The organism is Candidatus Nanopelagicales bacterium (assembly GCA_028687755.1).
Classification (GTDB): Bacteria; Actinomycetota; Actinomycetes; order S36-B12; family S36-B12; genus UBA11398.
Genome location: JAQTZL010000003.1, coordinates 1 through 26,036, shown reverse-complemented (window position 1 = coordinate 26,036; position 26,036 = coordinate 1). Strand labels below are relative to the sequence as shown.

General features: G+C 52.1%; 32 protein-coding genes. 15 read left to right on the top strand and 17 right to left on the bottom strand.

Going from position 1 to position 26,036, the window contains the following annotated elements:
* Positions 1-4: 4 nt before the first annotated feature.
* Positions 5-1,438, bottom strand: a complete 1,434-nt coding sequence (locus tag PHN51_05430; protein ID MDD2818220.1) for an aromatic ring-hydroxylating dioxygenase subunit alpha — start codon at positions 1,436-1,438, stop codon at positions 5-7.
* A gap of 310 nt (positions 1,439-1,748) precedes the next feature.
* On the opposite strand from PHN51_05430, the gene PHN51_05425 reads away from it, so the two are divergent.
* Together PHN51_05425 and PHN51_05420 are read left to right on the top strand one after the other, a co-directional pair.
* Entirely contained in the window at positions 1,749-2,918 is a 1,170-nt protein-coding gene (locus tag PHN51_05425; GenBank protein MDD2818219.1) for a thiolase family protein, read from the top strand.
* A complete protein-coding gene (locus tag PHN51_05420) occupies positions 2,911-3,318 on the top strand; it encodes an OB-fold domain-containing protein (GenBank protein ID MDD2818218.1) in 408 nt (135 codons plus the stop codon). Before PHN51_05425 ends, PHN51_05420 begins: the two co-directional genes overlap by 8 nt.
* A 69-nt stretch (positions 3,319-3,387) precedes the next feature.
* Here the strand turns inward: PHN51_05420 and PHN51_05415 are convergent, their stop codons facing one another.
* From PHN51_05415 to PHN51_05390, 6 genes are all read right to left on the bottom strand, one after another.
* Positions 3,388-4,224: a fumarylacetoacetate hydrolase family protein gene (locus PHN51_05415; GenBank protein MDD2818217.1), complete on the bottom strand. Its 837-nt coding sequence runs from the start codon at positions 4,222-4,224 to the stop codon at positions 3,388-3,390.
* A gap of 23 nt (positions 4,225-4,247) precedes the next feature.
* Positions 4,248-4,694 (bottom strand): nuclear transport factor 2 family protein, encoded by a 447-nt coding sequence (locus tag PHN51_05410; protein MDD2818216.1) that lies wholly within the window; start codon positions 4,692-4,694, stop codon positions 4,248-4,250.
* Positions 4,687-5,862: an acyl-CoA dehydrogenase family protein gene (locus tag PHN51_05405; GenBank protein ID MDD2818215.1), complete on the bottom strand. Its 1,176-nt coding sequence runs from the start codon at positions 5,860-5,862 to the stop codon at positions 4,687-4,689. The genes PHN51_05410 and PHN51_05405 overlap by 8 nt, the downstream gene beginning before the upstream one ends.
* 21 nt (positions 5,863-5,883) lie before the next feature.
* On the bottom strand, positions 5,884-6,315 hold the full coding sequence (locus PHN51_05400; protein MDD2818214.1) for a MaoC/PaaZ C-terminal domain-containing protein: 432 nt from the start codon (positions 6,313-6,315) through the stop codon (positions 5,884-5,886).
* Complete coding sequence (locus PHN51_05395; protein ID MDD2818213.1) at positions 6,312-6,911, bottom strand: MaoC family dehydratase N-terminal domain-containing protein; 600 nt, start codon at positions 6,909-6,911, stop codon at positions 6,312-6,314. The genes PHN51_05400 and PHN51_05395 overlap by 4 nt, the downstream gene beginning before the upstream one ends.
* Before the next feature lie 128 nt (positions 6,912-7,039).
* The gene (locus tag PHN51_05390) at positions 7,040-7,762 is read right to left on the bottom strand and encodes a GntR family transcriptional regulator (GenBank protein MDD2818212.1); all 723 of its coding nucleotides are present in this window, start codon (positions 7,760-7,762) and stop codon (positions 7,040-7,042) included.
* 220 nt (positions 7,763-7,982) lie between these two features.
* On the opposite strand from PHN51_05390, the gene PHN51_05385 reads away from it, so the two are divergent.
* Genes PHN51_05385 through PHN51_05375 form a run of 3 tightly spaced genes read left to right on the top strand, consistent with a single transcriptional unit; the run spans position 7,983 to position 10,540 of the window.
* Positions 7,983-9,167: a thiolase family protein gene (locus PHN51_05385; protein ID MDD2818211.1), complete on the top strand. Its 1,185-nt coding sequence runs from the start codon at positions 7,983-7,985 to the stop codon at positions 9,165-9,167.
* Positions 9,168-9,185: 18 nt separating this feature from the next.
* Positions 9,186-9,875 carry a 3-oxoacid CoA-transferase subunit A gene (locus PHN51_05380; GenBank protein MDD2818210.1) on the top strand — a complete coding sequence of 230 codons (690 nt, stop codon included), beginning with the start codon at positions 9,186-9,188 and terminating at the stop codon, positions 9,873-9,875.
* Positions 9,872-10,540, top strand: coding sequence for a 3-oxoacid CoA-transferase subunit B (locus PHN51_05375; protein ID MDD2818209.1), 669 nt, complete (start codon positions 9,872-9,874; stop codon positions 10,538-10,540). The genes PHN51_05380 and PHN51_05375 overlap by 4 nt, the downstream gene beginning before the upstream one ends.
* Positions 10,541-10,590: 50 nt before the next feature.
* On the opposite strand, the gene PHN51_05370 is transcribed toward PHN51_05375, so the two are convergent.
* The 5 genes from PHN51_05370 to PHN51_05350 are packed head-to-tail and all read right to left on the bottom strand — an operon-like array spanning position 10,591 to position 15,220.
* The gene (locus PHN51_05370; protein MDD2818208.1) at positions 10,591-12,210 is read right to left on the bottom strand and encodes a hypothetical protein; all 1,620 of its coding nucleotides are present in this window, start codon (positions 12,208-12,210) and stop codon (positions 10,591-10,593) included.
* A gap of 47 nt (positions 12,211-12,257) precedes the next feature.
* Entirely contained in the window at positions 12,258-12,971 is a 714-nt protein-coding gene (locus PHN51_05365; GenBank protein MDD2818207.1) for an SDR family NAD(P)-dependent oxidoreductase, read from the bottom strand.
* A 30-nt stretch (positions 12,972-13,001) separates the two neighbouring features.
* The gene (locus PHN51_05360) at positions 13,002-13,952 is read right to left on the bottom strand and encodes an NADP-dependent oxidoreductase (GenBank protein MDD2818206.1); all 951 of its coding nucleotides are present in this window, start codon (positions 13,950-13,952) and stop codon (positions 13,002-13,004) included.
* A gap of 2 nt (positions 13,953-13,954) precedes the next feature.
* Positions 13,955-15,040, bottom strand: a complete 1,086-nt coding sequence (locus PHN51_05355) for an acyltransferase (GenBank protein MDD2818205.1) — start codon at positions 15,038-15,040, stop codon at positions 13,955-13,957.
* A gap of 9 nt (positions 15,041-15,049) precedes the next feature.
* Complete coding sequence (locus PHN51_05350; GenBank protein ID MDD2818204.1) at positions 15,050-15,220, bottom strand: DUF5302 family protein; 171 nt, start codon at positions 15,218-15,220, stop codon at positions 15,050-15,052.
* Positions 15,221-15,304: 84 nt separating this feature from the next.
* Between PHN51_05350 and ald the strand changes: the two genes are divergently transcribed.
* Together ald and PHN51_05340 are read left to right on the top strand one after the other, a co-directional pair.
* The gene (gene ald / locus PHN51_05345; GenBank protein MDD2818203.1) at positions 15,305-16,420 is read left to right on the top strand and encodes an alanine dehydrogenase; all 1,116 of its coding nucleotides are present in this window, start codon (positions 15,305-15,307) and stop codon (positions 16,418-16,420) included.
* Between the two features lie 93 nt (positions 16,421-16,513).
* Positions 16,514-16,933, top strand: coding sequence for a hypothetical protein (locus PHN51_05340; GenBank protein ID MDD2818202.1), 420 nt, complete (start codon positions 16,514-16,516; stop codon positions 16,931-16,933).
* A gap of 86 nt (positions 16,934-17,019) precedes the next feature.
* Here the strand turns inward: PHN51_05340 and PHN51_05335 are convergent, their stop codons facing one another.
* The 4 genes from PHN51_05335 to PHN51_05320 form a co-directional block, all read right to left on the bottom strand.
* Positions 17,020-17,559: a glutathione peroxidase gene (locus PHN51_05335; GenBank protein ID MDD2818201.1), complete on the bottom strand. Its 540-nt coding sequence runs from the start codon at positions 17,557-17,559 to the stop codon at positions 17,020-17,022.
* 94 nt (positions 17,560-17,653) lie between these two features.
* Complete coding sequence (locus tag PHN51_05330) at positions 17,654-17,893, bottom strand: superinfection immunity protein (protein MDD2818200.1); 240 nt, start codon at positions 17,891-17,893, stop codon at positions 17,654-17,656.
* A complete protein-coding gene (locus tag PHN51_05325; GenBank protein ID MDD2818199.1) occupies positions 17,890-18,330 on the bottom strand; it encodes a nitroreductase family deazaflavin-dependent oxidoreductase in 441 nt (146 codons plus the stop codon). The genes PHN51_05330 and PHN51_05325 overlap by 4 nt, the downstream gene beginning before the upstream one ends.
* Positions 18,331-18,357: 27 nt before the next feature.
* Entirely contained in the window at positions 18,358-18,705 is a 348-nt protein-coding gene (locus PHN51_05320; GenBank protein ID MDD2818198.1) for a metalloregulator ArsR/SmtB family transcription factor, read from the bottom strand.
* Between the two features lie 114 nt (positions 18,706-18,819).
* Here PHN51_05320 and PHN51_05315 point away from each other — a divergent pair, with 114 nt between their 5' ends.
* From PHN51_05315 to PHN51_05300, 4 genes are read left to right on the top strand one after another with little or no spacing between them, the layout of a single operon-like run.
* Positions 18,820-19,293 carry an ArsI/CadI family heavy metal resistance metalloenzyme gene (locus PHN51_05315; GenBank protein ID MDD2818197.1) on the top strand — a complete coding sequence of 158 codons (474 nt, stop codon included), beginning with the start codon at positions 18,820-18,822 and terminating at the stop codon, positions 19,291-19,293.
* Positions 19,294-19,701 (top strand): arsenate reductase ArsC, encoded by a 408-nt coding sequence (locus PHN51_05310; GenBank protein ID MDD2818196.1) that lies wholly within the window; start codon positions 19,294-19,296, stop codon positions 19,699-19,701. It abuts the gene before it with no gap.
* The gene (arsB, locus tag PHN51_05305; protein MDD2818195.1) at positions 19,698-20,771 is read left to right on the top strand and encodes an ACR3 family arsenite efflux transporter; all 1,074 of its coding nucleotides are present in this window, start codon (positions 19,698-19,700) and stop codon (positions 20,769-20,771) included. The genes PHN51_05310 and arsB overlap by 4 nt, the downstream gene beginning before the upstream one ends.
* Before the next feature lie 7 nt (positions 20,772-20,778).
* Positions 20,779-21,075 (top strand): DUF1905 domain-containing protein, encoded by a 297-nt coding sequence (locus PHN51_05300; GenBank protein ID MDD2818194.1) that lies wholly within the window; start codon positions 20,779-20,781, stop codon positions 21,073-21,075.
* Here PHN51_05300 and PHN51_05295 read toward each other — a convergent pair whose 3' ends face one another.
* Entirely contained in the window at positions 21,076-22,134 is a 1,059-nt protein-coding gene (locus PHN51_05295; protein MDD2818193.1) for an acyltransferase, read from the bottom strand.
* 68 nt (positions 22,135-22,202) lie between these two features.
* On the opposite strand from PHN51_05295, the gene PHN51_05290 reads away from it, so the two are divergent.
* The 4 genes from PHN51_05290 (at position 22,203) to PHN51_05275 (ending at position 25,934) form a co-directional block, all read left to right on the top strand.
* Positions 22,203-22,877, top strand: a complete 675-nt coding sequence (locus tag PHN51_05290) for a M24 family metallopeptidase (GenBank protein MDD2818192.1) — start codon at positions 22,203-22,205, stop codon at positions 22,875-22,877.
* Between the two features lie 10 nt (positions 22,878-22,887).
* Complete coding sequence (locus PHN51_05285; protein MDD2818191.1) at positions 22,888-23,526, top strand: DUF2461 domain-containing protein; 639 nt, start codon at positions 22,888-22,890, stop codon at positions 23,524-23,526.
* Positions 23,527-23,610: 84 nt separating this feature from the next.
* On the top strand, positions 23,611-25,089 hold the full coding sequence (locus tag PHN51_05280) for an aldehyde dehydrogenase family protein (GenBank protein MDD2818190.1): 1,479 nt from the start codon (positions 23,611-23,613) through the stop codon (positions 25,087-25,089).
* A complete protein-coding gene (locus PHN51_05275) occupies positions 25,086-25,934 on the top strand; it encodes an SDR family oxidoreductase (GenBank protein MDD2818189.1) in 849 nt (282 codons plus the stop codon). Before PHN51_05280 ends, PHN51_05275 begins: the two co-directional genes overlap by 4 nt.
* Positions 25,935-26,036 lie beyond the last annotated feature (102 nt).

The window sequence follows — 26,036 nt, the reverse complement described above, 5'->3', positions numbered from 1 at the left end:
CGAATCAGCTTTCGTCAGCCCAAATATCAACGATTGGCACGTCAATTGGGCCTGATGTGTATTGATGAGCACGTGTCAATGTTTCTTCATCAACACCTGCGAGATATCCATCAATCAATTGATGGAATCGGCTAATGCGACCTTCGATTTGATGAGAGATGCTCGTGTATTCAAGACCTGGCGCTTTCAAACCGATTTGGATGTTTGGAATATTGCCAAAGTCTTGAACAGGAATAGCTGGCCACCGTGGATCATCGAGTGAAACCCATGTTGGCTCCTTCGGACATTCAGGTGCTTCGCCTTCAGGGAACAGCGTCATGGAACGCATTTCGAAAATCATTGTGTCCGGTGTCAACGGGCGGAAGCGGTACGAGGTTGAGTTACCGAAGTACGGAAGTGTGAAGTAGTTCGGGAACGACGGATTCACTGTTGGGCGATTGCCCGCGGCTTCAAGTGCATTGAGATCGGCAATTGGCATACCTAGTGATCGATTCCATTCAACGATTGCATCGTTGAGTTGGCGGCGGTATTCAGGAATTGCTTCCTCAACATTTTCAGGGAGATTGGCCCGCATGCCTGCCGCAATAGTGAGGTCCTTCTCAAGAATCCAGGAATCCATGCCATGACCAAGCACCGTCAAAAAGTCGTTGGTGGCCTTAGCAATTTCTTCTGGGCCAGCTCCGGCAAGACGTGCAGCCAACGAGCTGCCGCCACCTTGGGTTGCTGCGAATTGCTGAGTGGCTGGACGTGAATTCTTTGGCATGAGCTGAGGGTGGGTCTGAAGAACGTGGTAGCCCTCCATGAAGGCTTCAACGCCCACCTTCCAGTTCGCTGGTACTTCAACTGCGTACCACCACACGGTGCGCTGATGCTCAATGTTGTATGCGCCAACGTTGGTGTAGAACGGATCAAGGCGCTCCTTCAGAGAAGCAGCATTGAGATCAAAGTTAATGAAGACGTTGCCGCCCCAAATTTCAGATTTCACTTCACGCAAGCGAATGTTCTTGGGATCCATGAGCGCTTCGCTGAACAGGTGCGGTTGATAGACAAATGTGTTCTCGCCTTTGGTGTTCCAGCACCAGCCATGGAAGCCGCACACGAAACCGCTCTTTGCATTTCCGGTGCCGCGAACCAATGTGTTGCCGCGGTGCGGGCAGACGTTTTGGAAGGCCTTGACTTCAGTTTCGCTTTCGCGAACCACGATGACCGACTTGTCGATAATCGTGTATTCCATGAAGTCGCCAACATTGGGGATTTCTTCTAGACGGCAGGCCATCTGCCAGGTGCGGGTCCACAGGTGCTGCTTTTCCCATTCAAAGAATTCAGCGTCGTAATACCGCTTGGTCGGGATTCGCTCGAGGTTGTCGACCGCAAACGGCACGGTGGCGCGAATCTGGTCAATTGGGTTGCCAGCGCGGGTTGAGTCAGCGATGGTCATGAATGCCTCCAAGGTTGCGAAATCCCGGAGCCAAGGCCCCAGAGCGCAACAATTTCATAGGGCGATGTTTTCTGCAAGGTTTTATTGAAAAGTAGACTCAGAATGTCAGAAATAGATTTTTCCATACTCTGAACAAAGAAATCTATTCTGCTAATATCGCCACCGGTCGCACCCCTGACGAGGTCATCGACCAAGATCCACCCTACGCACGAGTTGCAGGTGATGCGACTTGAGTGTGCAGCCGTGTCGCCCAATAAAAGGAGTCAACCGTGTTGACCGCACAGACCCGTATCTATCGAGGTGAGCATTCATGACCAGAGCAGTGATCGCTGGTGCAGCTGAAACCACCTTCTCTCGTAAATCAGAGAAGGCTGACCTTCAGTTCATGGCCGAGGCAATTCGCCTGGCAATGGCCGACACCGGAATTCCTAAGTCCGATATCAACGGCATCGTCTTTTGCGCAAACGTGCTGCCAGACGACTCCTCATACATGGCAGAGCACCTTGGGCTTGCTGTGAACTGGACGATGAAGGCTGACTACGGCGGCGCGTCATCCGTGATGAGCATCGCGCGTGCAGTCGAAGCAATCGAAGCTGGTCGCGCAGATGTCGTTGTGTGTGTCGGCGGTGGCAACCGTGCTGACTTCACTGATCTTCATCACGATGCAGTCTCGCCTCCCATTGACTACGCGCACCGCAGTTTCATCCTGCCTTACGGCTACGGCGGACCGAACAGCCAATTTGGCATGGTACAGAAGTTGCACATGGAAACTTACGGAACCACCCTTGAACAACTGGGCAAGGTTTCTGTCACTTTCCGCAAGCATGCAGCCCTGAATGACAACGCATTGCTACGCGATCCAATGACCATTGATGACTACATCAATTCACCTTTAATTGCAGATCCAATTCGCAAGCTCGACTGTGTGATGCGTTGTGCTGGTGCAATTGCAGTGATCGTGACCAGCGAGGAATACGCCAAGAAGTTGGCCAAGCCTCCTATTTACATCGGCACCTACGCAGAAAAGCACAGCGCTGGCGCACAGGATCAAGAACCAGATCGTTTGCTCACTGGCTTCATTGACATTCGCGATCAACTGTTCGAGAAGACCAAGCGCGAAGATCTCGACTTCATGCAGTTGTATGACGATTACCCCATGGCAATCATCAAGCAGATCGAAGACCTTGGTTTTTGTGAACTCGGCCAGGGCGGCAAGTGGGTTGAGGAGAACGACTTCTCACTTGACGGACCACTGCCAATTAACACCAGCGGTGGCATTCTCTCGATCGGTCAACCACGTCTCGGTGGCGGTTACATCCCAGTGATCGAATCAATTCGCCAACTACGCGGTGAAGCTGGTCCTCGTCAGATCAAGGACGCAAAGATCGGTTTCGTCAGTGGCATTGGCTTGATGTCCTACCAAACCAACCTTGTTATTTCGTGCGGCATGATGCTTGGAAAGGAGCCTTTCAATGACTAGGCCAACACCAAAGACCGTTCCTTGGGATCGCGACTACTGGGCAAATGGCGAAAAGGGAATCCTCAGCGCGCAGCGTTGCCAGGATTGCAATCGCCTTTGGTATTACCCAAAGCCAGTGTGCCCAACCTGCATGAGTGAGAACTTCATCTACGAGCACCTCTCAGGTGCTGGCGAGATTTACACGTTCTCCATCGTGCGCCGTCCGGAAAATCCTTCATTCGTGGATGAGGCACCGTATGCATTCATCGATGTTCGCCTTGATGAAGGTATCCGCTTGTTGTCTCGTCTTGTTGATGAAGCAGACGCTGCGGACTTGCAAATCGGCGATCGCGTTCAAGCAGAGATGCTTCCTGTCGGAGATGGCACCAAGTTCCTGCCGTACTTCCGCAAGGTGCGCTAACTCATTACAACATAAAAGTTAAGGCCCAGCAGATCATCTGCTGGGCCTTAACTTTTATGAAGGTATGTACTAGCCGATGGTGTTCACCAAGAGGCCAACGCCGCTGAGTTCAATTTCCACAACATCGCCAGCCTTCAAGTAGGTCGGAGGAGTCATGAACTTGCCCACACCACCTGGCGTGCCAGAAACAATTACATCGCCTGGAGCAAGTGGCGTAAAGCCGGTGATGTATTCAATAAGTGCTGGGATATCAAAGATCATGTCGGCCAGCGTTGCGTTCTGTCGCACATCACCATTGACGCGAGTCGTGAGTTCAACTGAAGGAACATCAGCAATTTCATCCAAGGTCACCATTGCCGGGCCAAAGGCTCCGGTCTCAGGGAAGTTCTTTCCAGGAATCCACTGAGTTGAATGCTTCTGCCAGTCGCGAGCAGTGAGGTCGTTGTATGGAGCAAATCCTGCAACAACGCTCCACGCATCCGCTGCAGGAACATTCTTAGCATCGCGACCAATGATCACTGCAAGTTCACCCTCATAGTCAAAGCTGTCAGTTGCTGATGGATGAGCAACGACCGCGCCGTGACCAATCTGCGTGTCAGCAAAGCGAGTGAAGATTGTTGGCTTGAGGTTTGGATCTTGTCCAGTCTCTTCGCGATGTGAGCGGTAGTTCACACCGACACAAATGATCTTGTTTGGGTTAGGAATAACCGGCAACAATTCAACAGCTGCCAGATCCCATGACGTGCCACGTGCCTCGACCTTGACCAAGTCAGCAGGGGCAACAGCAGTAAGGAGGCCGCGAAGATCGCTCACACCTGCAGGAAGGTTGCTGAGTTCAGTCACCGTTGAGCCATCAAGCGCGCCAATACGTGTCTGGCCATCAGCATTGAAGGTCACAAATTTCATTACTGCCTCACCTTTTGTGTCAGTTATTGCTTTGGTTGGAGTTCTGCATCATCGCGAAGCACTGTTCGTGATGCCACGAGCCACTCCCCCTCGACTTTTACAAGTTCGTCGAACATTCTCACACTTCGATCAACCCGAGTGCCATCCACAGTGGTTGCCAAAATCATGAGATAACTCACCGAACTCACTTCGGTAGCTGATTTCGGTGTCAGCATCACTGCAGAAACGTGATGACGGAATTGCTCGCCTCGGGCCTTTGCTCCTGAGTTTGAGTTATCAGCAAACTCAGTGAGCGCTGGGCGACCTGTGGCTGTGAGTTGGTAAGTCGGCGAATGGAATGAGCCGTCAAGTGCATACGTTGCCGCCCAGCCAGCCGCGTCGCCACCATCAATGGCATGCGACTGACGTGCAAACATATCGAGGATCGCGAGGCGATCTTCGACAGTGATGAGTGCAGAGAAATTAGCCACGCTTACGCCAAGCAAGTCCAAGATCGTTACCGATCATTTCCTTCATGATCTCAGTGCTACCGCCGCCAATCGTCATGTAGCGGTAATCGATATACGCCTTGGCAACGGGGTACTCGAGCATGTAGCCGTAACCACCATGAAGTTGTAAGCAGCCATCAATCACTCGCTTACCAAGTTCAGTCACCCACCACTTGGCTTTCGACGCTTCGATGTCACTCAAGCTGCCATCAAGCACCTTGGAAATCAGCGAATCAACATAAACCTGAGCAATATCGAGTTCAGTCGCAAAGGTGGCCATCACGTGCTTGTTCGCCTGGAAAGTTCCAATTGGTTGCTTGAAAGCCTCACGAGTTTTGACGTAATCCAAGGTGTCGTCAAAGACCTGGCGAGCTTGCGACAGTGCGGCAAGTGCAATAGCTAAACGCTCCACACCCAAATTCATCATCAAGTAGTAGAAGCCTTGGCCTTCCTCGCCCAGAAGGTTTGCTTCAGGTACACGTACATCTTCGAAGAACAATTCAGCAGTGTCTTGACCTGCCATACCAATTTTCTTCAACTTGCGGCCGCGCTTGAACCCTTCCATGCCATCCTCAACTACAAGAAGGCTGAAACCACGGTGGCCCGCATCGGGATTGGTCTTGCAGAACACGATGGTTGCATCAGAGTTCAAACCATTGGTGATAAAAATCTTTGAGCCGTTAACAATCCATCCGTCACCATCACGCACTGCACTTGTACGCGCACCGGCAAGGTCGCTTCCCGCGCCTGGTTCCGAAAGACCCAGTGAAAATGTGAAGGTTCCCTTTGCTTGACCCGGCAACCAACGCTGTTTTTGTTCATCGTTCGTGAGGTTCAACAAGTACGGGGCGATGATGTCGTTGTACAACCGAATCGATGGCGCACTAAAAGCCATCTTGCCGAGTTCCTCTTGGATCACCACGTTGTAGCGGAAATCTTCAATGCCTAGGCCGCCATATTCCTGTGGCACCCAGAAACCAACGATGCCCTTTTCGGCAGCTACCGCATAGAACTCTTTATCGACGCGGCCTTGCTCTTCCCAACGTTCATGGTGAGGTGCCACTTCGCGTTCAAGGAACTCACGAACAAACGCACGAAATTCCTCATGCTCTGGTTCGAAAATCGTGCGATCAGGGCCAGTCTTGGACATCACTTCACCAATCAAATTGTCTTACGGGATTTCTACGGTGACCTTCGACAACAACACATCAGGCTGAAGTTGGTTGTCCATACGCACATCAAGATCAACGAGCTTGCGACCCTGATCATCGGTGCGAGTAGCCAACACGGTTCCGCGAACCGTGATGGTGTCGCCTGGGCAACCATGCGACTTCATGTCAACACTGAGTTTGCGCAGGAAGGATTCATAGCCTGCCCACTCAGAAACAAAACGATTTACCATGCCCTGGTACCACATGGTGTTCAGGAAGATGTTGCGAGCATTTCCAGCTTTCGCAAACTCCGGATCATGGTGAATTGGATAGTAATCACGTGTGCCAGCAACATCTTGGGCAAGAGTCGTGTAGCTCACTTCAAAGGTGAGGTTTGGAAGAGCATCGCCTTCCTTGATTTGAGCAAAGTCAATGGATGCGTGGTGGGTCATTTTGTTGCTCCGCTGCCGTTGTAAATCAAGGTGACGTTACGTGCGCGACCAACAAGTCGATTGTCACGCTCGGTGTAGTAATCGATTTCGTACGTGAAGAACACCCCAGGGCCAACCTTGGTGGTCTTGATATCGCTCACAGCAACGAAACGATCTTCCATGGAAAGTCGGCCATCGCCGGGGCCGAAGGGTTCGAAATATTCCTCTTCGCGATTCACAACAGTGACGGTTGTGAACCCATGCTTGGCAAGCACTTCGCGTGCTTGCGCCTGAGGTGATGGTGGGAGCGCAGCTGCTGCAGCTGCTGCCTTGTCCTGTTGTTCCTTTGGCAACCAATGTGCCGGACGATTCAAGGTCATCAACGTGTTGGGTGGAGCAATGAGTCGTCCAAAGCGTGACTTCTTTGCTACTTCTTCATCCCAGTACACCGGATTGCCATCCTCGACTGCAGCGCAGTAATCCCAGACGAACTGCTTTTCAATTTCAATCGCAGTAAATTGACGAGCTCCCGGCTTATTCAAGAAGGGTTCAAGCTCGGCTTTTAATGCGGCAGAGGCGTCTTCCATGAGGACCTTTCGGCTAAGAATGCATGACATGGCGCCAGCGCAGTATGCCCTGCGAGTTCGCGCAATCCTTGAGTAGTTTGTCGCATCGAGTTTCTACTTGTCAAAGGAAATATCGATTTTGCTGCGAAAAAATACTCATGTGGCAACTGGTGCAGGAATTACTCGACGCCGTACTTAGCGATGCCGTCAGCGATCATCGCTTCAGTGTCTTCTGGCCAATTCTCAATAATCATATTTGCCGTCGTGCGCGCATGTTCATTTAAGAGAGAAACTGCCGTGTCAGCATCCCCAGCGAGGACTGCCTCCAGAAGTGCTGCATGCTCTCCGGCGTAATCACGCTTGTTGTGGGTAACCAACGGGCTGACCCACACTCGGTACAGCTCGGTTGCGAGCATGAGTTGCTGACACATATCCAGGAGCAGCGGCACATCGCAGGCGCCAAGCAAGGTGGCGTGGAATTCCTTGTGCGCATTCGACCAATCCTGGGAATAGCGATCTGGGTTCTTTTCCGTGCGGCGCGGGGTTCGAGCCAACCGGTGATGAGCTGCAATGAGTGAGGACTCCCACTCCAGGCCGCCACGCTCCATTGACATCCGCAGGGCCAAACCTTCAACATGGCACAGCACCGTGGTCAGGTCGACGAGCTCGTCCTTATTAATCATCGGAATGAAGAAACCCTGACCAGTGCGCGATTGCACCAACCGTTCACCCGCCAGCAGGGCCAGCGCCTCACGAATCACCGTGGTGCTCGCGTTGTAGCGCTCGCCCAAGACAGATGGTTGGAGACGGGAGCCCGGTGCCAGAGTGCCGTTATAGATTTCTTCGCGAATTCTGGAATACACGTCAGCGGAAAGCGATTTCGATTCACCACGTTTTGACACTGCATACCCCTGATTCTGAAAAAATTCGAATTCCTGCTCGAGAATCGACTTTAGCAAAGGTTTCCAGATGAGTGGGAAATCTTCAAAAAATCGCAGACCCCCTCACAATCGCCAGGAAAATACATGAAGCCTGCGAGATTGATATTTATATGAAGAATAAATATTCTCGAATGATTCACCTTGGCCGTTCAATCCTGCTGCGAGACGAGACTTCACCACTATGACTTCCGCTTTTATCTATGACGCAGTGCGCACGCCTTTTGGTCGTTTTGGTGGCTCATTAGCCAGTGTCCGCCCCGATGATCTTGCTGCCACTGTCGTGGCGTCGATTGCTGCACGTGCTCCTGAACTTGATCCAGCACAGATTCAAGAAGTGGTCTTCGGTAATGCCAACGGCGCTGGTGAAGAAAATCGCAACGTTGGTCGCATGGCGGCTTTACTTGCAGGCTTGCCCATGTCTGTTGCAGGTACCACTGTTAATCGCCTTTGCGGATCCAGCCTTGACGCCGCGATTATGGCTTCACGTCAAATCGAAACTGGCGATGCCGAAATTCTGGTCACTGGTGGCGTTGAATCCATGAGCCGCGCACCTTGGGTCATGCAAAAGCCAGAAGCAACATTTCCTGCCGGCAATGCCACCTTGCACTCCACCACTCTTGGTTGGCGCTTAGTGAATTCAAAAATGCCCGCTGAATGGACAGCATCCTTGGGCGAATGCAATGAGCAGCTCCAAGAAGAATTCGGTGTGAGCCGCGATCGTCAAGATGAATTTGCTGCATCATCACATCAACGCGCAAATGCTGCCTGGGATGCAGGCTTTTATGACGATCTCGTTGTTTCTGTTGAAGGTACTGACCTTGCGCGCGATGAAAGCATTCGACCATCAACAACAGCAGAGTCCCTTGCAAAATTAAAGCCATCGTTTCGCACACCTGGAACTATCACAGCCGGTAACGCTTCGCCCTTAAGTGATGGTGCCTCAGCTGTTCTTCTTGGATCAGAAGCTGCAGCAGCCACTATTGGCAAGCAGCCCATTGCGCGCATTGCTGGTCGCGGAGTTGAAGCACTCGTTCCACAGCGCTTTGGCTATGCGCCTGTTGAAGCCGCCAATAAAGCATTGACCCGCGCCGGCATTCGTTGGTCCGACGTAGGCACAGTAGAACTCAATGAAGCTTTTGCAGTGCAATCACTCGTGTGCCTTGATGCGTGGGGCATTGATCCGGCAATTGTGAATCAGCATGGCGGCGCAATCGCACTGGGACATCCGCTTGGCGCCTCCGGTGGTCGCATTCTTGGCACCCTTGCGAAGAGCATGCAGACCGGTGGCCACCGCTGGGGCGTTGCAGCTATTTGTATCGGCGTCGGCCAAGGCCTTGCTGTCGTTCTTGAAAACACCACCCTCTAACTGCACTGAAGGAATCACATGTTGAAGATTGCTCAGAGCGCTGACGAGGCTGTCTCTGCAATTACAGAAGGATCCACTGTTCTCATTGGTGGCTTTGGCACAGCTGGCCAACCCATTGAATTGATAGATGCACTGCGTCGCCACGGAGCTGGCAATCTCACTGTGGTGAACAACAACGCAGGCAATGGCGATGTCGGACTCGCTGCTCTCTTGGGTGCGGGTCTGGTTTCACGCATTATTTGCTCGTTCCCGCGCCAAGTAGACAGCTACATCTTCGATGATCTCTACCGTTCCGGAAAGATCGAACTCGAGGTGGTTCCACAGGGAACCCTTGCTGAGCGAATCCGCGCTGGTGGCGCTGGCATTGCTGGTTTCTACACACGAACTTCAGCAGGCACTCCACTGGCTATTGGCAAAGAGTCACGCATCTTTGATGGCAAGGAATATGTGCTTGAACTTCCAATTCGAGGTGACTTTGCTTTAGTAAAAGCACATATCTCTGACGGCATGGGCAACCTCGTGTATCGCAAGACGGCCCGCAACTTCGGCCCGATTATGGCCGCAGCAGCGAACGCTTCGATCGTGCAAGTATCCGAAATTGTTGAGACCGGAGCACTTGATCCGGAAGTCATCGTGACACCTTGTATTTACGTTGACACAGTCGTACAAGTAGATGCAGACGCAACCCACGGAAAGGCAACGGCATGAGTTTCCATACGGTTGAACATCTAGATGCAGCACCACTTGATCGCGATGCGATGGCGAAGTTGGTCGCCGAAGACATCCCAGCAAATTCATTCGTGAACTTGGGCATCGGCCAACCAACGAAGGTGTCTGATTACCTCACCCCTGAACGCGGCGTCATCTTGCACACGGAAAACGGCATGCTTGGCATGGGTCCTCAAGCCGTTGGCGATGCCATTGACCTTGATCTGATTAACGCCGGAAAGATTCCAGTAACCGAACTTCCAGGCTCGGCATATTTTCATCATGCAGATTCATTCGCGATGATGCGTGGCGGCCATCTCGATGTCTGTGTCATGGGTGCTTTCCAGGTATCAGCTAAGGGCGACCTAGCAAACTGGAGCACGGGTGGCGATGATTCAATCCCCGCAGTTGGCGGAGCAATGGATTTAGCGGTTGGCGCCAAGGACGTCTACACAATGATGACCTTGTTCGCCAAGGATGGTTCTTCAAAGCTCGTGAATGAATGCACCTACCCACTCACTGGGCTTGGTTGCGTGAGTCGTATTTACACCGATGTCGCAATATTCATTCTAGAAAATGGTGCGGTGCACGTGCGAGAAACATTTTCGATGAGCGTCGACGAATTGCGTTCGCGTGTTCCTGTTGCGTTGCTGACGTACTCGTAACTCGCAAAGCACGTCAGCAACGTCCAGAAGTTCTCTGCACGCAGGAGCTACTACTTGCGCACCTTGATGATGTCGTAACCACTGCCGCGCAAATTCGCAGTTGGCGTGGTTGGGAAGAACCGTGCAGTTACACGGGTTTTGCCAAGCGGCCAGTTTGCAGGTGGTGTCCAAGTGGTGGTGAGCAAACCATTGGTTGGCTTAAGAGCTTTTACTACGGCCTTTGTTGACCCGCCCTTAAATGTGATGTTCACCAAACCAGCAGCCGTGTTAGGGCTCAGTGACAGCGTGATCACTGTTGCTTTGCCACGGCCGACCTTTGGTGCTGCATTGACTGTCACAAATGTTGGAACAGGCTTAGCTGCTGAGGTCGACGTAGGCGTTGGCGTTGGAGTAGGCGAAGGAGTTGCACTGCCGCCAATTTGGACAAGGTTCGTAGAAACTGCCGCAACAGTACCGTTGAGGTTCGTTGCAGCAACCTTTGCGCCAATGAACTTGCCTGAGTCAGCCGCTGTCACTACGTAGGTAGCTGCAGTTGCATTCGCGATAACCGTGCAGCTTGTTGTCGCGTTGGTAGTGCAGCTCTGCCACGAGTACACATAGGCGGTTGGCTCATACGCCCACACACCTGATGAAGCGGTAAGTGTTGCTCCAACAGCAGCGGTTGTCGGAGTTACCGCAGGTGCTGTTGCAACGATTGGTGTCTGACCAGAAAGCACCCGGCCAACCTTGCCGTTTCCGTTCAGCGCAACCCACATATTGCCATCGGCACCTTGCGCTGACACTGCAGGCTTGGCTCCTGCTTCAAGCGCATATGTTGCTTGAAGAGCTCCAGCTGCTGAGAGTACTGCCATCTGCGATGTGCCGTATAACGAAACCCACATGGTTGGGCCAGGGCCCTGAGTGACCCAGATTGGTGAGGTGCCGGCCGGCATGCTGATTTCCAGCACCGTATTCCCTTGGAGCTGAGCCACCTTGTTGGTGCCAAATTCAGCAATCCATAAGGTCGAAGCCACAGTGGTGATACCTGCTGGCTTTGAACCTGCAGCCAACGCAATTTCAGTGATCGTGCCCGATGAGGTGATCTTGCCGATTTTGTCTCCGGCAGATTCGGTGAAGTACATGTCGTTACTACCGGTTGGACCAGCGACAATCGCATACGGTGCCGATGCTGGAGTTGGTATCGCAAACTCAGTGATCACACCTGCAGTGGTGATGCGACCAATCTTGTTACCCGCCTGCTCGGTAAACCAAAGGTTGCCATCTGGGCCTGGAGCAATCACAACAGGTTCTGAGGCCGCAGTTGGTACTGCAAATTCAGTGATCACACCTGCAGTGGTGATCCGGCCAATCTTGTTACCCGCCTGCTCGGTAAACCAAAGGTTGCGGTCAGAGCCAACGGTGATAAAGCGAGGATTTGAAGCAGCAGTGGGCACTGGGTAGTTGGTCACTACGCCTTTGGCATCGACCTTGGCGATTGAGTTGGCTGCGCCAGTGGTAACCCAGATGTTGTTGTCCGGGCCAAGAACTGACCCAAATGGTGAAGATCCAGCTGCGAGCGCGAATGAGGAGTCGTCCCCGGTGGCAGCAAAACTTGGAACAGCAAGGCCTGCAAGTGAAATTGCAAGAGCTGCTGCGGCGACAATTGGGCGAGATGGCATGCGAATCGACATGCCTTCACACTATGAACCCATTGCTCTTTCGAGCGTGACCGACACTCTTAACGTGCGGTAAACCCACCATCGATGACGAATTCTGTACCCGTTGAAAATGTCGCATCAGTGACAAGAAACATCATCATCTTTGCTACTTCATCCGCATGACCCCAGCGAGGAATGATTTGCCCTCCCGGCTTGCGATCACCAGCCGGACTCATGGGAGTGTCAATTGCGCCGGGATGAATTGAAAATACCCGAATGTTGTCAGGGCCAAGATCCATGGCTGCGGATTTGGTCATACCTCGAACTCCCCATTTGCTTGCGACATAGGCGCTAATTCCTGGAGTTCCCACCAAACCGGCAACTGAAGAAGTATTCACAATGACACCGCCGCCAGCGTCTTTCATTGATGCAGCCACTGCACGCATGCCGAAGAACGTTCCGGTGAGATTGACGGCAATTACGCGATCCCAGTCAGATGTACTTGCGGTCGCGATTGGTGTGAGGGCAGCAATGCCTGCGTTGTTGACCAAGATGTCGATGTTTCCGAGCGTGGACACCGTCTCCGCGACAACAGCTGCCCATTCGTCCTCTTGTGATACATCCAGATGCCTATACGTCGCCCCAATTTCGGTAGCAAGTGCAGCGCCTTGCTCATCCGCGACATCACACAGCACCACATGCGCACCTTCAACTGCAAGTTCGCGGCAATGCGCAGCGCCAATACCCATCGCCCCACCGGTGACGATGGCAACTTTTCCATTAACGCGACCCATGGCTAACCCAATCTGGTGTACGAGAGTTACTTAAAAATTTATGAAGTCGAGAACGATGCGGCCACGCACTCCGCCTGCTTGCAAGCGTTCATGTGCAATTTGAGCTTGGTCGGCAGGCAGAACATCGGCTACACGCAAAGTCAGAACACATTCATCTACCTGCTCTGCCACTCGCTGCATTCCAGCAGTGTCATGTGCCGCCTTAGGAACTGCAATGCGATGCACAGCAATCCCCCGACCGGGCTCACCGCTCCATCCACGCACCACAGCCAGCGCCCCGCCATCCTTAATTGCGGGCACAACAAGTTCGTCTTGAATCGACCCATCTGCAAATCCATCCACACCTTCTGGATACAACCCAAGAATATGTGTGGCGACATCATCGCCACGAGGAACGATCTGAACTTCACCAAGGGATCGCACCAGTTCGATATCTGATGGCGCTGCATCAGCAATGACTTTCAATCCTTCAGCGAGTGCCAGTTGTACGACATAAGCGCCATATGCGCCGGCCGCGCCGGTAACTGCCAGTGTGCTTCCCGGCTTCAATGCAAGAGCGTCAAGAGCCAGACGAGCTGTCATCACATTCATAATCAACGTTGATGCGGCTGCAAAGTCCGCAGACTTTGGAGCGTGCACCACTGATGTTGACGGCAACACGATTTGTTCCGCGTATGCACCACCAAATTCACTACTCGGCAACACCATCGCAACAACTCGATCGCCAACTTTCAACCGATCATCATTATCCGGGCCAATGGCATCAATAACTCCCGCCGCATCCATGCCCGGAATGAACGGCGGTTCTTGAATCTTTGCGCGTGCTGCCATGGCACCTTCGCGAAACAACGTGTCGGTGGGATTTACGGCAACGGCATGCACCCTGATTCGCACTTGCCCTGCACCGGGCAGAGGGGTTGGCATCTCAAACACTTGCAACTTCTCTGGACCGCCAAACTCAAGTACACCTACCGCTCTCATGCCTAGGACGATACCTGCTTTTCTTGTTCCGGGCGTGGAGTTGAACGAGGCGCTTGAACTACCCATTGAGGGGCTTCAAATAGGAAGCGACCACGATTATTTTGTGTGACTCGGTAGAGCATGAGTGCAATCGACACCATGATTACTGTTGCCACGATCGGAAAGAACACCTGAACGATTTCGTTGTGTAGATACTCAGGTCGATGGTTTCGCAGATACGACGAAAGAGCCATGAGTAAAGGGAACTGCACCACGAAAATCGGTAGCGTACGCGCGCCAAAGAACGTTCCAAAATTGCGTGGACCTTCGCGCTTCACTAGCAACTCAGCTGCCATTACACCGGCAACGATCCATCCCAATGAGACAGGTAAATATGTGGTCTCGGAAAACTCGGGCACAGAATTACGCCAGAACCCGTAAGCCGAAACCACAACGACAATGCCGATAACCCAGAACCAAGAAGCGCGCTCTGAAACCCACGTAATAACTTCTTTGTAATATGCGCCAAGAAGGTAGAACACGAGGTTCACTGAAATGGCAGTCATCGATGACGCGCCATCAATATTCACGACGTAATCCCTGTTCCACTGCGCAATAGGAGCCCTCAATAAGTTCAAGGCCACGGCTATCCCAAAAATTATCCACAACGGCCACCGTCGTGCTGCTTTTGCAATGATGAAATACAGCAAGAGAGCGTAGAGATACCAATAGCCGCTACTACCTACGATTAAGCGCCGCGGAAAGTCGATGAGGGCCTCGATGGGTGTTTCTTTGACATAGAAAGCGACCACCGTAAAAAAGATCGCGCTCCATAACAAATAGAGATACGTCATTCCATATGTGCGTCGACGCGACTTACCCCAAGGGCGCGAAAGAGCGCTCGCTGCAAGCATGCCGGACACGAGAAAAAAGATCGGCATACGCAGGGGTTCTGTTACGTTCATGACGGTGTGCCAAATATTTGCTGCTACACCATCTGATTGCACCTTGTACATATGAATTTCTGCATGAAAAAGAACAACAAGTAGTACGGAAGATCCTTTAACAAGATCCATCCACTCAATACGTGGGCGTTGAATCTGACTCACTTCGAAGGATCATCCGCTCTTGCGGCGATGCTCCCGCTTTGCAACAGCACCCTTTGAGGAGTCTTTACCAGCGTTCGAGGCGCCGCCCTTGGTCTGACTGCCCTGCTGACCCTTGTTCTTCTTTGCTTCTAATGCTGCTTTGAATTTCTCACGTTGCGCATCGAGCTGTTCATCGGCCATGGGTACAGTCTGGCACCACCGGGACCAAGAATTATGACGCCCCTCGGCTTACGATCAGGAAAGTAGCTTTCAAAGGAGACGATCGTGAAAATCGGTGTTCCACGGGAAATTAAGAGCCAGGAATCGCGAGTAGCAATTACTCCTGCTGGCGTAAATGAATTTGTGCGCCATGGTCACTCTGTCGTGATCGAAAGTGGCGCGGGCGATGGGTCATCGATTCCTGATCACGAATACGTTACAGCGGGTGCAACGATTGCCGATAACTCATCTGACGTTTGGGAACAAGCCGAACTGCTCATGAAGGTCAAAGAGCCGGTCCCCGCTGAGTATCAATATATGCGCAAGGATCAAATCCTGTTTACCTATCTTCACCTAGCTGCATCACGCGAATGCACTGATGCATTACTGACCTCTGGCACCACAGCGGTTGCTTACGAAACCGTAGAGCTTCCTAACCAAACCCTGCCACTGCTGGCACCAATGTCTGAAGTTGCTGGGCGCCTAGCTCCCCAGGTTGGAGCGCAGGCTTTGATGGCAGTTAACGGTGGCCGAGGTGTTCTTCTTGGTGGAGTATCAGGAACCTACGCGGCAAAGGTTGTCGTGCTCGGCGCGGGAGTTGCCGGCATGAATGCTGCAGCGATCGCACTTGGTATGCAGGCTGAAGTACTACTACTTGATCGCAATATTGCGCGCTTGCGTGAGGTCGACGCGATTTATCAGGGACACATGCAAACAATTTCTTCAAATAATTTTGAGGTTGAGCGGGCAGTTCGTGACGCCGATCTTGTAATTGGCGCGGTGCTCATCCATGGCGCTAAGGCGCCAAAGCTGATCAGTAACGAACTCGTTGCGCAAATGAAGCCTGGCTCGGTTCTCGTAGATATAGCAATTGACCAGGGCGGTTGTTTCGCGGATTCCCGCGCAACTACTCATGCGGATCCAACGTTTACGGTGCATGAGTCACTGTTCTATTGCGTAGCAAATATGCCTGCGGCAGTACCTCACACATCAACCTTTGCGTTGACAAACGTCACGCTCCCGTATGCACTTGAACTTGCGAACAAAGGTTGGCGGCGCGCCATGGTCGACGACCACGCATTGGCACTCGGGTTGAATATTCATGAAGGACAAGTGGTGTATCCAGCAGTTGCCGATGCCTTTGCTTTGCCCGTCACTCATCTCGAAGATGTTCTGAAGTAATACACAGCTTCTATTGAGACAATCCACAGACTTCTCACAGATTTGCTCCCGATCCTTAATTCAAATCCACACAGGCATTGATAAGGAGAACTGATGAAGAACAAGAAAGTCATCGCAATTGCAACTGCTGGCTTGGGCTCACTTCTGCTCATTGGCACAACAGGAAGTGCCTTTGCTGCAGACGCAACACCAACTCCAACAAGTTCAGCGACTACTCAAGCAACACCTCATCCGACAGCTAGCCACACGGCTGATCCAGCCAAGAAGGCACTTCGCGAAGCCAATGCCACGGCTCGTAAGGCAGTGAATGAGACGTTCAAGGCAGCGGTCGCCAAGGCGAAGGCTGAATTCAAAGCCGTGTTAGCAACCAACCCAACCCCTGAAGCTAAGGCGGCGGCGAAGGCGACCTGCAAGGCAACTGTGGAAGCTGCCCGCACCGCTCGCCAAACAGCAATGGTTGCCATTAACCCGAATTGGACACCGCACGTCAAGGGTCAGCACGTCGACAACTAAGCACACGCGCGAGGTATCAACAACCCCGCAGAAAGAACGAGCCTCCTTGAAATTTCAAGGAGGCTCGTTCGCGTTCTCTGTGTGATCTAGGCAAGCACCGCATCCAGATCAGCTGCAATTTCCTCCGGCGTGACGCCTGGCTCATAACGACGAATGACATTGCCATCGCGGCCCACGAGGAACTTAGTGAAATTCCACTTAACTTCGTCAGTACCAATTGCTTCTGGTCGGGTATTGCTGATGTGTTCAAAGATGCGACCGCTGTGTGGACCGAAATCGCCTGGGTCTTGAGCACGCAAGTAGGTGAACAGCGGGTCGGCTGCTTCGCCGTTGACATCGATCTTCGCAAGAATTGGGAAGGTCACGTTGTACGTCAACGAACAAAAATCTGCGATCTCGTCAGCCGTTCCTGGTTCCTGCCCACCAAATTGATTACATGGGAAGCCCAGGATCTGCAAGCCACGATCAGCGTGAGTTTGATTCAGAGCCTCAAGGCCTTCGTACTGTGGCGTCAATCCACACTTGCTCGCTACATTCACAATTAGGAGTGCCTTGCCCTGATAGTTATCAAGGCCAACGGTGCTGCCATCAGCAGCAGCTACAGAGAAGTCATACACATTGCTCATGGGTCCTCATTCAGATCGATTGGGCAGAAATTGAAGTTCGTGGGTGCCAACAATTCGCCAGCGCGAGATATTCCGCAGGAGCTGACAATCGTATTTATTCGACGACGACAACTTGGCGCTGAGATCGAAGAGCCATAACCAGAGCAACGATCCAGCCGATGATGGTCCACCCAAGCAGTAAGTTCACCCAAAATACTGACCAATGGCGCACATCCCTGACCGCCGCAATCGCCCAAGGCAACATGTAAAGGCCGGTCAAAATAGCCACAATGATCGCCACGACTTTCGTGGTCGTCCAAGAGCTGTCGATGTTCTCAACCTTGTAGGAACTCACTTGACGCGCTCCAAGATAAAGACGGGGATCACTCGCTCGGTGCGCTTTTGGTATTCGCCATACGGAGGGAAGTCAGCTACTGCGCGCTCCCACCACTGTGCACGCTCGTCGCCTGCGAGCTCACGTGCCAGATAGTCATGGCGCTCGGGTCCGTCTTGCAATTCAACGAGTGGGTTTGCTTGAACATTGAAGTACCACACGGGGTTCTTGCGTGATCCACCTTGAGATGCCACAACAACGTAGGCACCATCATGCTCAACGCGCATCAGAGCGGATTTACGAATCTTCCCTGACTTTGCACCAAGGGTGGTGAGCACGATGACTCCGCGGCCTTCGGGGTCATGAATTCCCTCTAACCCTCCTGAAGATTCGATCAAGGCAACTTGATCGCGCACAAAAGCAACAGGACTCGGTTCATATTCACCTTGAAGTGGCATGTACCCACTCTATTGACTTCTCGGCTCCTATTCGAAAAACCCTTTGAGATATGCCAACTGTGCAGGCACCAACGTGAACCACGCCCAAGAACCTCGACGTTCACGAGTGACCAGTCCTGCATCGGTCAAAACCTTGAGGTGATGGCTCACCGTTGGCTGACTAAGGCCAAGTGGTGCGGTGAGGTCACAAACGCACGCTTCTTGATTCGAGGCTTGCTTCAACATGGACAACAGCTGCAAGCGAGCCGGGTCAGCCACTGCCTTGAGAAGTGCCGCCATGGATTCTGCCGCGGTTCGATCAATAGGCGCCCCTGTTGGATTTGGCCCGCACGCACTGATGTCTTCAAGCACGAGCATCGCCGAACTGCCACTCATCGGTGTTCATCCAATCTTCACGTTGCACTGCGCCCCACAGGTTGACCTTCTTCGGCCTGTCTGATTGTATATCGACATTCGTCAATATAGATAGTTATCAATATAGGAGTTCGCGTGTCCACTGAAACAGATTCCCGCGTGCAGCTGGCCCTCAACGTGGCCGATCTGGAAGCCTCAATCGCTTTTTACTCAAAGTTGTTCAATACAACTCCCCATAAATTGCGCCCTGGGTACGCAAATTTCGAAATCGCAAATCCACCCCTCAAGCTGGTGTTGATGGAAACCACCGAAGCCGTCCGCGGAACTGGCCCGCAGGGTGCCTTGAATCACCTAGGTGTAGAACTCATGGATCTAGCAGCAGTGAGCACTCATGGTGAGCGTCTACGCGCTGATGGTTTCGAACTCGCTGACGAAATGAACACCACCTGCTGCTTCGCCCTGCAAGACAAGTTCTGGGCCCATGATCCTTCGGGGACTCCTTGGGAGTTCTACTCGATTAAAAATGACAACCCCGCTGGAATGCAGATGTTGTCGTTAGCAGAAACCGCAACCGGCGCATGCTGCGCACCAGGGGAAGCGTGCAATTAAATGTCACCTAAACCATCTGTGCTCTTTGTGTGTGTACACAACGCTGGTCGCTCACAAATGGCGGCGGCGTATCTCACCTCGTTGTCCAACGGTGCAATTGAAGTGCGCTCAGCTGGGTCCGCGCCTGCTGGTTCGGTCAATCCAGCCGTTGTTGCAGTGCTTAAGGAAGATGGCATCGATATCGCAGCCGAAGTTCCAAAAGTGCTCACTGTTGAGGCTGTGCAAGCATCCGATGTCGTGATCACCATGGGTTGCGGTGATGCTTGCCCAATCTTCCCAGGCAAGCGCTACGAGGATTGGAAACTCGAAGACCCAGCCGGACAAGGGCCCGACTCAGTTCGCCCTATCCGCGATGAAATTCGCGGCCGTATCGAGCAGCTCATCGCAGAATTGCTCCCCACTTCGTGACTCAAGACACCGCTGTTGAACATGATCATGTCATTGAGAAACTCTCATTTCTCGATCGATTTCTTCCTGTGTGGATTGTTGCCGCGATGGTTGGCGGCTTAGCAATCGGCAAATTCATTCCAGACGCTCAGACCTGGCTTGATGCCGTCAAAATTGGGCAAACGTCGTTACCGATTGCCTTTGGTTTGCTGCTCATGATGTACCCAGTGTTAGCGAAGGTGCACTACGAGGACATGGGCCATGTCACTGGCGATCGCAAGTTGCTCAGTTTGAGTCTGATACTTAACTGGCTCATAGGCCCAATGCTGATGTTTGCTCTCGCTTGGATTTTCTTACCTGATCAACCTGCGTTTCGAACCGGTCTCATCGTCATTGGTCTTGCCCGGTGTATCGCAATGGTGTTGATCTGGAACGACCTTGCATGTGGCGACCCTGAAGCCGGAGCGCTGCTTGTCGCAATCAACTCCGTCTTTCAAATCCTGGCGTATGCACTTCTCGGCTGGTTTTACCTTGCGATCTTGCCGGGTTGGCTCGGCTTGGACACTCAAGACGTAGTGTTTTCAACATGGGAAATCACCAAGGCAGTGCTCATCTTTTTAGGAATACCCCTTGCCTTAGGTTTCTTCACTCGCAAGATCGGCATCAAGGTCAAGGGCAAGATCTGGTACGACACTGTTTTCGCACCGCGCATCGGACCATTCGCACTCTATGGCTTGCTCTTCACCATCGTCGTCATGTTTACCCTCCAAGGTGAGGCCGTTGTATCAAACCTTGGGTCCGTCATTCGCATCGCAATTCCGCTGATGGTCTATTTCGCAATTATGTGGAGCGTTTCTTTCGCTCTTGGCGTTAAGGGCCGCCTGGGATATCCAAAGACGGCAACCCTCGCATTCACTGCAGCTGGAAATAACTTTGAACTCGCCATTGCGGTGAGTATCGGTGTCTGGGGAATTACCAGCGGTCAAGCGCTCGCAGGAGTCGTTGGCCCACTTATTGAAGTGCCTGCTCTCGTTGCGCTTGTGTACGTCTCTTTGTGGTTGCGACGAAAGTTGCAAGCAAGAAGCGCATAATTCGCAGATGGCGTTCACGTTTAGCGGCGAAGTCTGGATCTATTCAGGCGAGGGAGCCTGGTACTTCGTCACCCTCCCCATTGATTTGGCCGATGAGATTCAGGCTCGAACAGCTGGCATGAAACGTGGTTTTGGTTCAGTTCGCGTCAATACAACGATTGGTACGTCAACTTGGGGAACATCGCTGTTTCGTGAGTCAAAATCCGGCTCGTACATCCTTCCGCTAAAAAAGGATATTCGAAGCAAGGAAAAGATTGATGAAGGCGATCAGATACACGTGAGCTTTACGCTCGCCGATGTGTGATTACTGCTTAGAAGTCTTTGATCGCTCATCACGTGCGATCCAATGCGGCACTTCAAAAAGGAATCGACCTATGTTCTTTTCCGTCACTCGATGAAGCACTAACGCGAAAGCGATATCGAAGGCTAAAAATGCAACTGGGAATAGCGCTATAAACCACTGGTTTTGATAGAGGTCAGATTCATTCTTAAACCACTGTTGCAAAATCAACATGAATGGAAATTGCACAACGAAAATTGGCAGGGTCTGACGTCCGACCCTTGTTCCATACGCTCGGACTTTGGGAAACGCCACCAGCGTTGATGCCAACATGACTGCTAAGACGATGTACAGCAGGTTCGCTGGGAGCAATGACTGCTCCCAAGTCCAAGGAGTGTTGAATCGCCAAATACCGACTGCCGATAGGGCTACGGCGATCCCAATAATGCGTGGCCAGCTTGCGTATTTTGCAATCCTTTCAATGATGTCCTTGAAGTGCACTCCTATTAAATAGAACACAAAGTTAATCAGGATCTTGATGAACATCGATCCAGAACCCGGACCAAGGAGGTGGTCGCGATTGAAATTCAAGAGAGGCTCTTTCGCAAGATTCAACACAATTGCAACACCCAAAAGGATCCAGATCGGCCATCGGTGAGTCAATTTAACGATGCAGAAGTACAACACCATGGCGTACAGGTACCAGTACCCATCACCAGCAATGAGAATTAGGCGGAGATATTCAAGACCGTGCTCGATCCATGGTGCGCGCTCGTACCAGGCAACCACAGCAAAGAAGATCACGCTCCACACCAAGTAGAGGTAGACCATTCCCCACGTGCGGCGGCGAATTTTTCCCCACGGTCGTTTGAGGGCAGAAACGGCCAACATGCCTGAAATCATGAAGAAGAGCGGCATGCGCATTGGCTCAAGGATCGTCATCACGATTTGCCACACAGTTTGTGCTGCACCACCGTGGGCTACTGGAGCTGTTAGGTCTACCGCGTGTGAAAGAACGATCACAATCACGGCAGTTGCCTTGATAACGTCCATCCACTCAATTCGTGGACGAGTGTTTGGCATGGACCTGATCATGCCGCACGCGGATGTAGGGCATGAACGCAGACACTGCACGGTGTAACGTGAAATTCATGTCACGGCTTCAGCAGCTTCGAGATGCTGAGGCCTTAGCTTCCCAACTGTTCGAAATGTCCATAGATCAAGGTCTTCTACGTCCTGGGAACACAGAGCTCACTGCCAGCGATGGCATCAAAGATCTCGCGGCAACCCACTTCGGTGTAGATACGTTTTGGCATAAGCGGATTGTTCGTTCTGGCCCAAACACCGTGTATCCCTATCGTGAGAATCCGCAGGTTCGGACATTCACAGACGATGACATTCTTTTTCTGGACTTTGGTCCAGTCTTTTCTCAATGGGAAGCCGATTTTGGTCGTACATATGTGATCGGAAACGATCCAATCAAATTACGCCTTCGGGATGACGCTGAACGCATTTGGAATCTCGGTAGAGGTTTCGCAAAAGCTAATCCCCACATCAATGCACATGAACTATTTCAGTTCGTACGCAATGAAGCGCAAGGCTCGGGGTATGCGTTGGGTGAACAGCGCCATGTGGGGCATCTGATTGGCGAATTTCCGCATGAACGAGTTGAGGATGACAAGGTGACTTCGTACCTGACCGCAGACAATGTATTACCACTTCATCGCGAAGACGGTTCGGGAAATTCATGGAACTGGATCTTGGAAGTTCACTTGGTCAACCCACAACACAACATTGGCAGTTTCTTTGAGCAGTTACTCATCTAAGGCAGGAACTATGAATACGTTCCATGGCTTCGGCAAAGATTTTGTGAAGTACTACCTCACTCTTGAAGAACACAACAATCGTGAGTGGTTTCATGCCAACCGCGCTATGTACGACACCAATGTTGCGTTCCCGCTTAAAGCTTTGGCCGGAGAACTTGAAACGGATTACTCCCCAGTCAAGGTTTTTCGTCCGTATCGCAATGTTCGCTTTTGGCCAGACCTGCCACCACTCAATGAACATGCATCATTGATTGCAAACACTGTAGGTAACGCTGCTTATTACGTGCGCATTGATGCTGATGGCTTGTTGCTGGGTTGTGGAACGTGGCAACCAACAAAGAATCAACTCACAACCTTTCGTCAACTTGCTGATAGTGATGGCGGTGCGAAAGAAATTCGCAAAGTCCTAGCAAAGGTGAAAAAGGCTGGCTTTGAATTGACAACCGAAAATGCCTTGAAATCGGCGCCACGGGGATTCGACAAGGACCATCCACATATCGATCTCCTGCGACTCAAGAGTCTGGCTCTTTCCCAACACTGGGCACCTGAGCCTTGGCTTTATTCACGCGAATGCCTCATGCACATCACCACTGCATGGAAGGCAGCCAGCCCATGGGTGGATTGGCTACGCGCCAACCTTCCCGAGTGATCAAGTCCCCCCTTCACACCATCCCAAAGTTGTGGCATATTCCTGAATGAAAAATCGACTTTTGCTGCCAAAAGAGGATGAATCATGACCAATTCCGCCCTACCTCAGGTCCACCTACGCATTGGTGATCAGCACCTCACCACAGGTTCTGGCGGCGTGCACCAGCACGTGAACCCATCCACAGGCCAGGTGCAAGCAGAGGTTCCGCTTGCTGGCCCCGCAGAAGTTGAAGCTGCTTGCCAAGCTGCTCAAGCCGCATTCCAGATTTGGCGTCGTACGCCGCCTGCAGCACGCCGCGATGCACTCTTGAAGTTGGCAGACCTTATGGGTGATGCGCGAAAAGAAATCGCAGCAGCTGCTGCACTGGAAAATGGTGTTGCCATTGGTTTGGCCACTACTCAGGTGTGGCTCACTCGTCAGTGGATCTCGTACTACGCCGGGTGGGCAGACAAACTTGAGGGAACTGTCAGCAACTCGATGATTCACGGTGGGGATTTCACCTACACGTTGCCAGAGCCCTATGGCGTTATCGCAGTGATCACCACTTGGAACGTCCCGTTGCTCTCGGTTGCGATGAAAATCGGGCCAGCGCTAGCTGCCGGTAATACGGTGGTGATTAAGCCATCTGAGATGACACCGTTCACCCCAGAAATTTTTGCTCGTCTTGCTGATGAAGCAGGTATCCCCGCAGGCGTAATCAACATGGTGCCCGGAACTGCCGAAGCAGGCGCAGCCCTTGTTGCTCATCCTTTGACACAGAAGGTGAGTTTCACGGGTGGGCCTGCAACGGCTCGCATCATCATGGCGTCTTGTGCACAACACTTAAAGCCTTCCGTGATGGAACTGGGTGGCAAGAGTGCGAACATCATTTTCACTGATGCAAATCTCGATGTCGCTGTTCACGAGGTTGTGACAGGCGGATTGGCCAATCTCAGCGGGCAGGCCTGCATCATGGGTTCACGCGTGTTACTGCATGAAGATATTTACGACGAAGTGATCTCTCGTCTCAAAGCTGGCGCTGAAGCACTGACTATTGGAGATCCTTCCGTGCGGGGAAATGTGATGGGTCCCGTCGTGAATGCAGCCGCGACACAGCGAATTCTTGGACTTATTGAAGAAGCAAAAGCTAACGGTGATGGAACTCTTCTGACTGGCGGTACGAAGATGGGTGGTGACCTTGCCGATGGAAACTTCATCGCGCCAACACTTTTTGTGGATGTCGATCCGACCTCATCCCTTGCCATGAATGAAGTCTTCGGCCCGGTATGTGCGGTGATTAAGTTCAAGACCGAGGAAGAAGCAATCGCCATAGCAAACTCAACACAGTTTGGTTTAGCGGCCTACATTCACAGCAACGATCTCAATTTGGTTCACCGAGTTTCAGAAGAACTTCGCGCTGGGTCGGTCTACGTCAATGGTGCATATCCAGTCGTGCCTAACACGCCGTTTGGTGGATTGGGCGAGAGCGGCTTTGGCCGCGAAGGCGGCAAGCCAGGCATTGAAGAATTCATTCGCCCGAAGTCAGTCATCATCGCCGGCCCACGACAAGGAGTGAAGAAGTGACTAACAAAACCGCAGATCGCATTGCCGATCGCGTCATTGTTCTGACCGGGGCAGCAAATGGCTTTGGCAAATTGGTCGCCGAGCAAGCCGCTGAGCGTGGAGCCTGCGTCGTTGGCTTAGACATTAACGAGGAAGCGCTCGCAGAAACCTTTGCTCCTCTGGCAGCCAAGGGTTACAAGGTTGCCTGGCAAAAGGCCGACGTATCAAAGCTTGAAGACATGCAGGCCGGTGCTGCACTCGCTGTTGAGAAGTTTGGCCGAATCGACGTCATGATCAACAACGCCGGCATCATGCCGCTAGCTTTCTTTTCCGATCACGATAAAGCCGCAGCCGCTTGGGATCGCGCGATCGACATAAACATCAAAGGCGTCGTGCATGGCATCTCAGCGGTGTACGAGCAGATGATCAAGCAAGGCCGCGGTCACGTCATTAACGTGTCTTCAACGTACGGAAATTCACCAACAGAAGGTTCAGCTGTGTACGGTGCAACAAAAAGCGCCGTCAACATGATCTCTGAATCCTTGCGCATGGAAACCCAAGGCAAAATCAAGGTTTCTGTCGTTCGCCCAACGGGCGTAGCTGCGACCGGTCTTGCGAAATCCATCATTAACTTCAAAGCAGTGATCGGCATGCTCGGTCATCACAACGACGCCTCACTAGACAAAATGAAAATGATGATGAGTGGCACACTTCCTGAAGAACTCTCTAGCCCTGAGTCCGTCGGGTACTTCTCTCTTGCACCCGAATACATTTCTGATGCAATTCTTTATGTGATTGATCAACCATGGGGTGTTCTCATTAGTGACATTACAGTTCGAGCGTCAGGTGAGGCGACACTCTTCTAAGGGCGCTTGCCACCTTCATTGATGGCCCAACGCACAAACATAATGATGCCGAAAATGACAAGGCCGACAACGGCAACTGATTCAATGATTCCAAGCCACATA